This is a genomic window from Terrabacter aerolatus (assembly GCF_007991735.1).
GTDB classification, from domain to species: Bacteria; Actinomycetota; Actinomycetes; order Actinomycetales; family Dermatophilaceae; genus Terrabacter; species Terrabacter aerolatus.
Genome location: NZ_BJYX01000009.1, coordinates 1 through 11,971 on the forward strand (window position 1 = coordinate 1; position 11,971 = coordinate 11,971).

Below are 11,971 nucleotides of genomic sequence, written 5' to 3' on the forward strand. Positions count from 1 at the left end.
AGGAAGCCGCGCACAGCGGCGAGCCCCGCCTCGTCGAGGCGGAACCACGCCCAGCTGCCCCGGCGCTCCCGGGTGAGCAGGCCCGCGTCGACGAGGGTCTTGAGGTGGTGGCTCACGGTCGGCTGCGACACCTGCACGGCCTCGGTCATGTCGCACACGCAGGCCTCCCGGCCCGGGGCGGCGCTGATGATGCTGAGCAGCTGGAGGCGCACGGGATCGGCGAGGGCCTTGAGCAGCGCGGCCCGGCGTTCGGCCTCGGCGCGGTCGAGCACGTCGACGGGGCCCGTGCCGCACGCGGACAGGTCCTGCGGGGTCGTGCTCAGCGTGGTCACGCTCACGGGTTCACCCTCCGTTCACCGGCATCGACGACGATCCATATTGACACACGCTGATGCGACTGCCAACGTTGGAGTATCGACCACTGTCGATGCAGCAGAGCAGCGATCACGCCCCGCGTTCGAAGGACTCCGGTGACCCACCCGACCAGCCCCTCCGTCTCGTCCCGGCCCTCCGGCCACGACCCGGTCGCCGCGCAGCTGTCGACGCTCGACCGCTTCCTGCCGGTGTGGATCGGCCTCGCGATGCTGGCCGGCCTCCTGCTCGGACGCCTCGTCCCCGGCCTCGGCGACGGACTGTCGCGGGTCGAGGTCGACGGGGTCTCCCTGCCCATCGCGCTCGGGCTCCTCGTCATGATGTACCCCGTCCTGGCCAAGGTCCGCTACGACCGGCTCGACTCGGTGACGGGCGACCGACGCCTGCTCGTCGGCTCCCTCGCGCTCAACTGGGTCGTCGGACCGGCGCTGATGTTCGCGCTCGCCTGGGTCTTCCTTCCCGACCTGCCGGCCTACCGCACCGGGCTCATCATCGTGGGGCTGGCCCGGTGCATCGCGATGGTGATCATCTGGAACGACCTCGCCTGCGGTGACCGCGAGGCCGCGGCCGTGCTCGTCGCCCTCAACTCGGTCTTCCAGGTCGTCGCCTTCGCCGGGCTCGGCTGGTTCTACCTGTCCGTCCTGCCAGGGTGGCTCGGCCTCGAGCAGACCGGCATCGACGCCTCGACGTGGGACATCGCCCGTTCCGTCCTCATCTTCCTCGGCGTCCCTCTCGTGGCGGGCTACCTGTCCCGGCGCGTGGGGGAGCGGCGACGTGGGCGCGCCTGGTACGAGGGGACGTTCATTCCGCGCATCGGACCGTGGGCGCTCTACGGCCTGCTCTTCACCATCGTCATCCTCTTCGCCCTCCAGGGCCAGGCGATCACCTCGCGGCCGCTCGACGTCGCCCGCATCGCGCTGCCGCTGCTCGTCTACTTCGCCGTGATGTGGGGCGGCGGTTTCGGGCTCGGGGCGGCGACAGGTCTCGGTTACGCGCGCACCACGACCCTCGCCTTCACGGCCGCGGGCAACAACTTCGAGCTCGCCATCGCGGTCGCCATCGCCACCTTCGGAGCCGCCTCGGGGCAGGCACTGGCCGGCGTCGTCGGACCCCTCATCGAGGTGCCGGCGCTCGTCGCTCTCGTCTACGTCAGCCTCGCCCTGCGCCGGCGATTCGTCGACGGTGGGCCTGCCGGGGTGCTCGACGTCGCGGCCGGTGAGGTCACGCGATGAGCGAGCGTCCCAGCGTCCTGTTCGTCTGCGTCCACAACGCCGGCCGCTCCCAGATGGCCGCGGCGTTCCTGTCCCACCTGGGCGGCGGAGCGGTCGAGGTCCGGTCGGCCGGGTCCGCGCCCGCCAGCGAGGTCAACCCCTCCGCCGTGGCCGCCATGGCAGAGGCGGGCATCGACATCGCGGCCGAGACCCCGAAGGTGCTCACCACGGCAGCGGTCCAGGAGTCCGACGTCGTCATCACCATGGGGTGCGGCGATGCGTGCCCGATCTTCCCGGGGAAGCGCTACGAGGACTGGGAGCTCGAGGACCCCGCGGGACGGGGGATCGAGTCGGTGCGCCTCATCCGCGACGAGATCCGCAACCGGGTCCTCGACCTGCTCGATTCCCTCGGCGTGACGTCGCCCGGCGGACGAGCCTGACGTCCCCCCCCGGGACCACCCCGGGACCACCCCGGCACCACCGCGGGATCCCCGCCGCCCCAGCCGGCATGTGTTGGCCATCATCTGGACGGGCGGGCCGGCTCGTCCCGAAACCGGTGCCGACGGCGACGCGCGACGGTAGCGTGAAAATCGGGCTGAGTGGTCGGTCAGCGCGTCACGGCGCGGTGCCCGGCGGTCGAGCGGTCGGCCCCGAACGTGTCGCAGGCCTACCCCTCCCGAAAGCAGCCCGTGATGACCACTGGACCGTCGTTTCCCCGCACCGATCCGGTGCCCGGACTCACCCGGGCGCCGAACAGCTGCACAGGGTCCGGCGACGGGCGCTGACGATCATGGACTCGGGGCGCGTCAGGACGACCGGCACCCGTTCCGGTCGTGACGAGGTGGCGACGCCCCGGCTGTCGCCCAAGCACCGGGCGCCCGGCATCTCGGGGCGCACGGTGCGGAGGGCGTCGATTCCGGCACCTTCGGCCCTGCCGTCCGCGACCGAGCGCGGGGCCGGGACGCTGGTGCTCGTGGCCGGCTCCGTGGGCACCGGGAAGACGACGCTGCTCGCCGACTGGGCCGGCGAGCTGGAGAGGCGCGGTGACCTCGTCGGTTGGGCCTCGCTCGACCGTGAGGACAACGATCCACAGGTCATGGCCGAGACGCTGCTCGGGGCGGTCCGGACCGGGATCAGTCCGGTCGTGCCCGGTCTCGCGGACGAGACCGTGCCGGGTGTGCTCGGCCAGGCCCTCGTCACCGGGCTCCTCGAGCTGGCCGCCACGGCGCCCCACGATCTCTGGCTCGTCCTCGACGACCTCCACCTCGTGCGGGACCCGCGCTGCCTCGACCTCGTCGAGCTGCTGGTCCGCTGGGCCCCCGCCCATCTGCACGTCGTCGTCGGCACCCGGTCCGAGCCGGGCCTGCACCTGCCTCGGCTACGCCTGGAGGAGCGGCTCGTCGAGGTCCGGGAGCACGACCTCCGCTTCTCCCTCGACGACACCCGCGAGCTGCTCTCCCGGCACGACCTCGCCCTCGAGGACGAGCAGGTGCGTCACCTCCAGGAGCTCACCGAGGGGTGGGCTGCCGGTGTCGCGCTCGCCGCCGTGTCGCTTGCCCGGGGCCGTGACGCGGACGCCTTCCTGCGGGAGTTCGCCCGCAGCGACCGGGCCATGTCCGGCTACCTCGTCGAGGAGGTGCTCGCCAGTCTCGATGCGCCGACGAGGGAGTTCCTCCTGTCGACGTCGGTGCTCGAGGACCTCACGGCGGACCTCGGCGCCGCGGTCACCGGGAGGGACGACGCAGGGGCGCTCCTCGACGCTCTGTCCGCCGACAACGCCATGGTCACGGTCGACCGGGTCGGCACGCCGACCTACCGGTACCACGTGCTCCTGCGCAGCTACCTCGGCGCCATGCTCGAGGCCGGCAGCGCCCGTGGCGCCCGCGAGGTCCACGCGCGGGCCGCCCAGTGGTATGCCGCCCACGACGTTCCCGGCCAGGCCCTCCGTCACGCGGAGGCCGCCGGCGACCTCGACCTCATGAGCGACGTCATCCACCAGCACGCCCTCCACCTGCTGCTCGACGGGCGGGCGTCGGACGTCGAGGCGGCGGTGCGCACGGTACGGGCCGACGACCCGGTCATGGGGGTCGTCGCGGCGCTGGCGAGCCTCGACCTCGCCGACCCCGAGGCTGCCCGTCGCCAGCTCGTGGCGCTCGTGACGCGGCCGGGCAGCTGGTTCACCGACGACACCGACCCGCTCGGCGGCGAACCCGTCGACCCCTCGGCCCTGCCGCTCGAGCGGCTCCTGGCCGTCGGCCTGCGCTGGCTCTCCTTCGTGGGCACGGCGCCCGCTCGTGTCGCGGACGCCGAGGATAGGTCCACGGGGCTGGTCGCGACCGGTGCCGAGCGGCTCGCCGAGGGCCTGGCCGCAGAGCTGAGCTCGACCCTGAGCGCGTGGACCGAGGTGCGCCCGCGGCCGGCGGACGTGACGCCCCCGTCCCTCTCCGACGACGTCCGGGACGACGTCGTCGCCTCGACCGGTCAGCCCGAGCACGGGCGACCGGCCGGCGGCGTGCCGCACGTCCAGGCCGACCTCGCACTGCTCGACGAGCTGAACAGCGGCGACGTCCTCCTCGGATCGGGATGCTTCGCCGAGGCGAGGGCAGCCTACCGATCGGCCCTCCACACCGCTCGGAGCGCCGGTCACCAGATGGCCGCGCTGCAGGCCATGGTGGGGCTGGCCTCGGCGGCCGCGGGACGCGAGGACCTCGTCGAGATGGCGACGTGGTCCGAGCGTGCACTCGTCGAGGCGCAGGGCACCCAGTGGGCCCGGTCGCCACGGCTGCTGCCGGCCCACGTCTTCGCCGCGTGGGCGGCCTTCAACGTCCTCGACGATGCCACCGCACGAGAACGCAACCGGACGGCACACGAGCTGCTCGAGGCGGTGGCTTCCCTGATGGCGGGGATGGTCCCCGCCACCCCGACAGCCGGCGAGCAGCCGGCGTCCGCGTCGACGGCCGCACGCGGTCTCGAGCAGCTCGCGCGCCTGGTCCGCATGCTCGATGCCAACCTCGACCTCGTCGAGTCGGCCGATCAGCCGGGGGTCCGCCAGGACGTCGCAGAGCGGGTCCTCGCCGGAGCCAGGAGCGTGGGTCAGGTGACGATGACCCCCGGGATGGCCGGCGGCGAGCTGGCCCGCGCCCACCGCATCGTCCTGCTGGCCGGCTTCCCCCGGCTCGCCCGGGAGATCGAGCAGCTGAGCGAAGGCGTGCCCGGTGGTGCGGCCGAGGTCGCGGCCATGACGGCCGTCCGCCACCTGCGGGAGGGCGACGACGCGTCTGCTCGCGCGGCCGCGGCCCGGGTGCTCTCGGCCGTCCGAGCCACCGCACGGGGACCCGACGCCCCCGACGACGGGACCCCCGGCCTGCGCGTCCGGGTGACGGCGCACCTCGTCGCGGCCGTCCTGGCCCACCGCAACCTCCAGCCGACCGTGGCCCATGAGGAGCTCGTCGAAGCCCTGACCCTCGCGGCACCCCAGCGCGCGCTCCGGATGGTCCTCGAGGTCGCGCCCGAGGTCGCCGACGTGCTCGCAGCGGGAGCGGGACGGTTCGGGGAGCTCGAGCCGTTCGTGCTGGAGCTGCGTGGACGCGCCCGCGCGGTGACGGCCGCCCCGGCCGAGATGCCCCTCGACGTGGCTCTCAGCGCCCGCGAGCTGAGCCTGCTGCGCGAGCTGCCCTCGCTGCTCACGGTGGCCGAGATCGCCGAGGCGCGCGCCGTCAGCCGCAACACCGTCAAGACCCAGCTGCGGTCCCTCTTCCAGAAGCTCGGGGTCGGCTCTCGCCGCGACGCGGTCGCCGCCGCCCGTCGCCTCGGCCTGCTCTAGGACGACGCTCACCCGCCCGGGGTGACGCCCCGATCCGGGCGGCGCGGCACGATCGAGCCAGGAGCTTCGCATCGGACCGCCCACGGAGGGAGCAGCGTGCGCTACGAGTTCATCCTGGTCGAACACATCCCGGACGTCGCCCGCTCGGCGTTCCCGGAGCTCGAGGAGTCGACCGTCGCGACGGGGACGACGGGCTCGGTCATGTACGGCGACGTCGTCGACGCGCCGCACCTGCACGGCATCCTCGACCGCTTCCAGGACCTCGGTTTCACGTTGCTCGAGCTGCGCAGGCTGCCGGACTAAACGCCTGCCGTGCCAGACGAGTCGGCGGCGGCCGTGCAGCCGGAGCCACCCCAGCCGCCCGGGCCTCTCCCCGGTCCCCGGGGTCGGCGCGGACTGCTCCGGGGCGGCGTGAAGATCGTCCTGGCGGTGCTCGCGCTGTGGTGGTTCGCCCGCGTCGTGCGCCGTGTGGACTGGCCTGCCGTCTGGGACGCCGTCACCCAGCTGGGCGCGCTCCAGGTGCTCGCCCTGCTGGCGGTCGTGGCGGTGCGCCAGTGCCTCAACGCCGGCCCCCTCGCCGTCTTCGTCCCCTCGCTGGGGCTGCGCCGGGCCGTCTCGAACGACCTGTCCGCCAACCTCGTCGCGACGGTCGCGCCCCCTCCCGGCGACGTGGTGCTGCGCATCGCGATGCTCCGCTCGTGGGGTGTCGAGGCCACGGAGGGCATCGCCGGCATCTCACTCAACACCCTGACCTACTACGTCGCGAGGTTCGGGTCGCCGACGCTCGGGCTGGCGCTCGCCGTGGCGGCCGGTCAGGCCGAGCCTGCGTATGCATGGACCGCGCTCTCGAGCGGGGCGGTCAGCCTCGCCGTGCTGACGGCCCTCGTCATCGCCTCGCGGGGTGAGCGTCCAGCCGCCCGTGCCGCCGAGTGGGTCGCCACCCGGGCGCACCGACTCTCCGCGCGGGTCGATCCGGGTGCGTGGTCCGACCGGGCTGCCGGCTTCGTGCGGCAGGCCGGGCACGTGCTGCGCCGCGGCTGGTCCCGGGCCATGGCGTGCCAGTTCGGGCTCGTCCTGAGCGAGGCGCTGCTCCTGCTGCTGTCGCTGCGTTTCGCCGGGGTGCCGGCATCGGCTGCGTCGAGTGTCACGGTCGTGGTCGCGCTGCTCATCAGCTACCCCCTCACCGCCCTGCCCTTCGGGGGCGTGGGCGTGCTCGACGCCGCGGTCATCGCGATCCTCGGCCTCGAGCAGGGCCCGTGGGAGGCAGCCGCGGTCGCCGGTCTCGTCGTCTTCCGGGTGTGCTGGATGCTCGTGCCACTCGCGCTCGGCACGGTGACCGTCACCCGGTGGCGTCGGCGGCACGCGGCCGACGCCGATGCGGTCAGAAGCGCCACACGAGCGGGATGACCGTGACGGCGACGCCCATCCAGACGAGCAGGATCGGCAGCCCGAGCCGCCAGTAGTCACCGAAGCGGTATCCGCCGGGACCCATGATCATCATGTTGCCCGGCGTCGCGATGGGCGTCAGCAGCGACGCGGCGCCGGCGACGGCCACGAGCATGAGGACGGGCGCGACGGAGACTCCGGTCTCGTGCGCCGCCGCGACGGCGATGGGCACGACGATGAGCACGGTGGCCGTGTTGCTCACCACCTGTCCCACGACCGCCGTGAGTGCGAAGACCGCGACGAGCAACAGGTACGGACGCCCCTGTCCCACGACGTCGATGAGCCGGCGGGCCACGAGGTCGGCGGCGCCGCTCGTCTCGATCGCGGTGGACAGCGGGATGAGGCCGCCGATGAGCACGACGGTCTGCCAGGAGACGGAGCGGTAGGCCTGGTTGACGCTCACCACCTTCGTCAACACCATGGCCGTCGCGGCAGCCAGGCCGGCGATGGCGGGCGGCACGAGTCCCACGGCGAGCAGCACCACCATGGCGAGGAGCACGACGACGGCGCGACCAGACCTCGCCCCGAGCGGAACTGCCTGTCTCCGAACGAGATCGGGTGAGTCGACGAGGAGCACGTCACGGTCGTGCACGAGCTCCTCGATGGAGGTCCACGTCCCGTGCAGGAGCAGGCTGTCGCCGGCCGTGAGCTCGAGCGGCGTGGCGCCGACGTCCTTGCCCAGACGGCGGATGCCGAGCACGACGAGGTCGGCCTCACGCATCTGTCCCGGGAAGGCCGTCTCGCCCACGAGGGGCGACCGGGGTGGCACGACGACCTCGGCGACACCCACCTCGCGGCTCATGATGCCGGCACTCTCGACCGTGATCGGCTGCATCGCGACCGCGAGGCGCAGCTCGGACACGAGGCGGCTGACCGCATCGCTGGCGCCGCTGACGACGATGACGTCGTCGTCCGCGACCTCGGCCGTCCCGGTCACGGCGTGCCCGCCCGACCCCTGGACGCCGATGAGCGTCACGCCGGGGTAGGCCGCGAGGTCGAGCCGCGCCGCCGGGACCCCGATGACGGGGGAGCCGGGGCGCACCCGCAGCCGGTAGAAGCCGTCGTGCAGCTCGTAGTAGGCCGCGAGCCGGCTGGCGTGACGGCCGAGGTCGCGCACCGGCTGGGACGACGACCGGCGTGGCAGCACCCGCGGTCCGAGCAGCACCCCGAGTGCCACGGTGACGACGACGAGCGGCAGCCCGACGACCGCGAAGTCGAAGAACCGGAAGGGCTGCGCGCCGGCATCCACGGCCGCGTTGGACACGATCACGTTGACGGGGCTGCCCGTCAGGGCGAGCAGGGACCCCGCGCTGCCGGCGAAGGCCATCGGCATGAGCATCTGGGACGGTGGGCGCCGGATCCGGGTGGCGAGGACGAGGACCATGGGCAGCAGCGCCGCGACCGAGCCGTTGAGGGTGATGACGGCCGTGAGGACCGCGCAGAGGACGAGCACCGCCACCGTGAGCCGCACCGCACCCTCCCCGACGACGTCGATGAGGCGCTGGCCGGCCCAGGTCGTCACGCCCGCGGAGTCGATGGCCTCGCTGACGACGAAGAGCGAGGCGATGAAGACGACGACGGGGTCGCCGAAGCCGGACAGGGCGGTGTGGGCGTCGACGAGGCCCGTCGCGTAGAGGGTGAGGCAGGTCAGCACGGCCACTCCACCGACGGGCAGGCGGTTCCAGACGAACAGGGCGACGGTCGCAGCCAGCACGACCAGGCTCGTGGTGGCCGGGCTCACGATCCCATCGTCCGGGTGCAGGCCCGTGGCGCGGTCACCCCTGACGGGTGAATCGGGATGAAGCGTCGGGCGGACATGCTCGGAGGGACCCCAGACCCATGCCTCCGGAAGGAGCCGGCGTGAGCACTCCCGCCATGCGCACCGTGGACCCCGTCCCGTCGACCCGGTCGTATGCCGCCGTCGACGTCGTCTCGCAGCTGCCCGACGCCGACGAGGTCGGCGCGGTCGCCGTGCCCGTCGCCGAGGGCGCCGACCCTCCGGGCGACCTCGGGCAGGACGCGACCGCCCTCGCCGCAGTGGGATTCACCGGTCGGCGCGGGCAGACGCACGTGCTGCCCAGCGGGGGGCGTGCCCTCGTGGCGCTGGGGATCGGGGCCGCCGACGACGTGGACGAGGCTGCGGTGCGCAACCTGGCGGCCACCTTCGCGCGGGCGGTGCCCCAGCACACGCGCCTGGCCGTCGAGCTGCCCGAGCGCGAGATCGGGCTGTCTCCCCGCGACTTCGCGCGCGCCGTCACCGAGGGGGTCCTGCTCGGCCGCTGGCGGTTCCGGATCAGTGATGCCGACGACGGAGGTGCGCTCGAGCGCCTCGTCATCGTCGCCCCGGCCGCGCACTCCGACGAGGTCCTCGAGGGGGTGCGTCGCGGTGAGGTGCTCGCGCGCGCCGCGGCCCTCGGTCGCGACCTGGCCAACTGTCCCGCGGCGGTGCTCACCGCCACCCGTATGGGGGAGGTGGCCGAGGAGGTCGGACCGCCGGCCGGCCTCGAGGTCGAGGTCGTCGGCAGGGAGGAGCTCGTCGAGCTCGGCTGCGGCGGGCTGCTGGGGGTCAACCTCGGCAGCGTCGAGGGGCCGCGGATGATCCGGCTGCACTACGTGCCGGAAGGGGTCTCCCGTGGCCACCTCGCGCTCGTGGGCAAGGGGATCATGTACGACTCCGGTGGCATCAGCATCAAGCCCAGCGACGAGTCGCACGCGCAGATGAAGAACGACATGACCGGGGCCGCGACCGTGCTCGCCGCGATGACCGCCCTGCGCGACGCCGGGTGCCGGACCGAGGTGACCGGCTACCTCATGTGCACCGACAACATGCCCTCCGGGTCGGCCCTGAAGCTCGGCGACGTGCTCCAGATGCGCAACGGCAAGACCGTGGAGGTGCGCAACACCGACGCGGAGGGCCGTCTGGTCATGGCCGACGCGCTCTCGCTCGCGGTGGAGCTGGGGGTCGACGCCATCGTCGACATCGCCACCCTGACCGGGGCCTGCCTCCGCGCGCTCGGCGTGGACATCGCCGGCGTCATGGGCAACTCGGACGCCCTCGTCGAGCAGGTGCGAGCGGCCGGCGACGCCGTCGACGAGCCGGTGTGGCCGTTGCCGCTGCACCGCGCCTACGGCAAGCAGCTCGACTCACCCATCGCCGACATGACCAACCTCGGAGGCCCCAACGCGGGACAGATCACGGCGGGCCTCTTCCTCGAGGAGTTCGTCGGCGGCGGGCCGTGGGCGCACATCGACATCGCCGGCACCGCGCAGCTGCCGGAGGCCGACGGCTGGCGCAACAAGGGAGCCACCGGCTTCGGCAGCCGGCTGCTCATCGAGCTCGCCTGTGCGTTCGAGAGGCCTGCCGCGGGTGGAGCGTGAGCGGACGGCAACCGGGACCGACCGGCGACCCGTGGTGCCCCGCCGACGGTCGCGGAGCGGGCCGTGAGCGACGTGTCGAGCGAGGGCGTCTTCAGGCAGGTGTCGACCGGGCACCTGCCCGAGGACACCACGGTCCGCGAGCTGCTGCAGGCGGCATACGACCAGCACCGGCACGTCGTCGACGGCGCCGTCGCGACCTACATCCCGCAGCTGGCGCAAGCCGATCCCACGTCGTGCGCGGCGTCGGTGGCCTCGGTCGCAGGACGTGCGTTCGAGGTCGGCGACGTCGACGCGCGCTTCTCGATCCAGAGCGTGTCGAAGCCCTTCGTGCTCGCCCTCGTCGTGGAGGCGGTCGGGGGTGAACGGGCACGGAACCTGCTGGGCGCCAACGCGACCGGGCTGCCGTTCGACTCCGTCATGGCCGTCGAGCTGCACGACCACCGCACCATGAACCCCATGGTCAACGCCGGCGCCATCGCGACGACGAGCCTGGTCCCCGAGATCGCCGCTGCGCGCGGTCACCACGGCGGGGCGTGCGAGGACTGGGACGTCGTCATCGACGGGCTGTCGGCGTTCGCGGGGCGGCGCCTCGACGTCGACGAGGACGTCTACGCCTGCGAGTCGGGCACCAACCTGCGCAACCGCGGCATCGCCCACCTGGTCCACAGCCACGGTCGCCTCCACTGCGACCCCGACCTCGCGACCGACCTCTACACGCGGCAGTGCTCGGTGTCCGTCGACGTGCACGACCTCGCCGTCATGGCGGCGACGCTGGCCGACGGCGGCGTCAACCCGCTCACGGGGGAGCGGGTCGTCTCGGCTCGGACGTGCTCGGAGGTGCTCGCGGTCATGGCGACCGCAGGGCTCTACGAGCTGTCGGGCGACTGGCTCTGGGAGGTCGGTCTGCCCGGAAAGAGCGGAGTCAGTGGTGCCGTCGTGACGGTGGCGCCGGGCAAGGGTGGCCTCGCCGTGTGGTCGCCGCCGCTCGACGCGGCCGGCAACAGCGTCCGCGGCGGCCTCGTCACCCGGACCCTGAGCCGGTCGATGGGCCTCAACGTCTTCGCCTCCGCGGCCGACCCGCACGTCGTGGAGCCGCGCCGCGACTAGCTCGTCGCAGGGGCCGCGGGCGAGGCGGGCGAGACCGGCGAGACGGTGGGCAACCCGAAACCGTCGACGAAGACGTTGACCGTGACGCTGCCGGCCTTCTCGAACCGGAAGGTCACGGGCAGCAGCCGCCCGGCCCGGACGTCGACCTTGAGGTCGACCATCTCGAGGTGCAGGCCGCCGGGGTACTGCAGCGAGACGACGCCTGCTGCCGGGACGTCGACCTGGACCGGGCCCTCGGCGCCGTCCGTGCCCTGGCGCATGACGACCTGTCGCGCGTAGACCGTGCTGACGGCCACGAGCCGGTCGGCGGCCGTGCCGTCGTTGGCGAGCGTCGTGAACAGGCCCGTGTTGGACCCGCCGAGCAGCTTGCGGTCCTCCGGGGCGTCGATGCGCGTCGCGAGGAGGCGGAGGCTGCCCACCTGCGCGTTGACGCTCGTGCCCCGGGCGGGGTCGGTGATGCGTGACTGCACCGCGTCCGGCTGCGACGAGCACGCGGCGAGCGGCCCGAGGCCGGCGGTCAGGAGAGCGGCGACGACGATCGAGCGGGGCCTCATGTCGGCCACGCTAGGAGCCGAGGTCGCCGCGCGACTCCCCCGTCGGGGGTGATCCGGGGCGTCTTGTTCGCGCCCGCCCC

General features: G+C 73.4%; 10 protein-coding genes. 7 read left to right on the forward strand and 3 right to left on the reverse strand.

Annotated features, from left to right (window positions below; translation table 11 throughout):
• The coding region (locus TAE01_RS09885; protein ID WP_147065965.1) for an ArsR/SmtB family transcription factor at positions 1-338 on the reverse strand (338 nt) is incomplete at its 3' end.
• 132 nt (positions 339-470) lie between these two features.
• Between TAE01_RS09885 and arsB the strand changes: the two genes are divergently transcribed.
• From arsB to TAE01_RS09910, 5 genes are all read left to right on the forward strand, one after another.
• Positions 471-1,604 carry an ACR3 family arsenite efflux transporter gene (gene arsB, locus TAE01_RS09890; protein WP_147065967.1) on the forward strand — a complete coding sequence of 378 codons (1,134 nt, stop codon included), beginning with the start codon at positions 471-473 and terminating at the stop codon, positions 1,602-1,604.
• Entirely contained in the window at positions 1,601-2,023 is a 423-nt protein-coding gene (locus tag TAE01_RS09895; RefSeq protein ID WP_147065969.1) for an arsenate reductase ArsC, read from the forward strand. Before arsB ends, TAE01_RS09895 begins: the two co-directional genes overlap by 4 nt.
• 350 nt (positions 2,024-2,373) lie before the next feature.
• Complete coding sequence (locus TAE01_RS09900; RefSeq protein WP_186815140.1) at positions 2,374-5,406, forward strand: winged helix-turn-helix domain-containing protein; 3,033 nt, start codon at positions 2,374-2,376, stop codon at positions 5,404-5,406.
• Positions 5,407-5,502: 96 nt separating this feature from the next.
• Positions 5,503-5,709, forward strand: coding sequence for a DUF8691 family protein (locus TAE01_RS09905; RefSeq protein WP_147065972.1), 207 nt, complete (start codon positions 5,503-5,505; stop codon positions 5,707-5,709).
• A 108-nt stretch (positions 5,710-5,817) separates the two neighbouring features.
• A complete protein-coding gene (locus tag TAE01_RS09910) occupies positions 5,818-6,813 on the forward strand; it encodes a lysylphosphatidylglycerol synthase domain-containing protein (protein ID WP_186815141.1) in 996 nt (331 codons plus the stop codon).
• Here the strand turns inward: TAE01_RS09910 and TAE01_RS09915 are convergent.
• Complete coding sequence (locus TAE01_RS09915) at positions 6,788-8,593, reverse strand: SLC13 family permease (protein ID WP_147065976.1); 1,806 nt, start codon at positions 8,591-8,593, stop codon at positions 6,788-6,790. The genes TAE01_RS09910 and TAE01_RS09915 overlap by 26 nt on opposite strands.
• Positions 8,594-8,712: 119 nt before the next feature.
• Here TAE01_RS09915 and TAE01_RS09920 point away from each other — a divergent pair, with 119 nt between their 5' ends.
• Both TAE01_RS09920 and glsA read left to right on the forward strand, forming a co-directional pair.
• On the forward strand, positions 8,713-10,230 hold the full coding sequence (locus TAE01_RS09920) for a leucyl aminopeptidase family protein (RefSeq protein ID WP_246111252.1): 1,518 nt from the start codon (positions 8,713-8,715) through the stop codon (positions 10,228-10,230).
• A 63-nt stretch (positions 10,231-10,293) separates the two neighbouring features.
• On the forward strand, positions 10,294-11,337 hold the full coding sequence (gene glsA, locus TAE01_RS09925; protein ID WP_147065978.1) for a glutaminase A: 1,044 nt from the start codon (positions 10,294-10,296) through the stop codon (positions 11,335-11,337).
• Here glsA and TAE01_RS09930 read toward each other — a convergent pair.
• Positions 11,334-11,891, reverse strand: a complete 558-nt coding sequence (locus tag TAE01_RS09930; RefSeq protein ID WP_147065980.1) for a copper chaperone PCu(A)C — start codon at positions 11,889-11,891, stop codon at positions 11,334-11,336. The two genes, glsA and TAE01_RS09930, sit on opposite strands and share 4 nt — an antisense overlap.
• Positions 11,892-11,971: the final 80 nt, after the last annotated feature.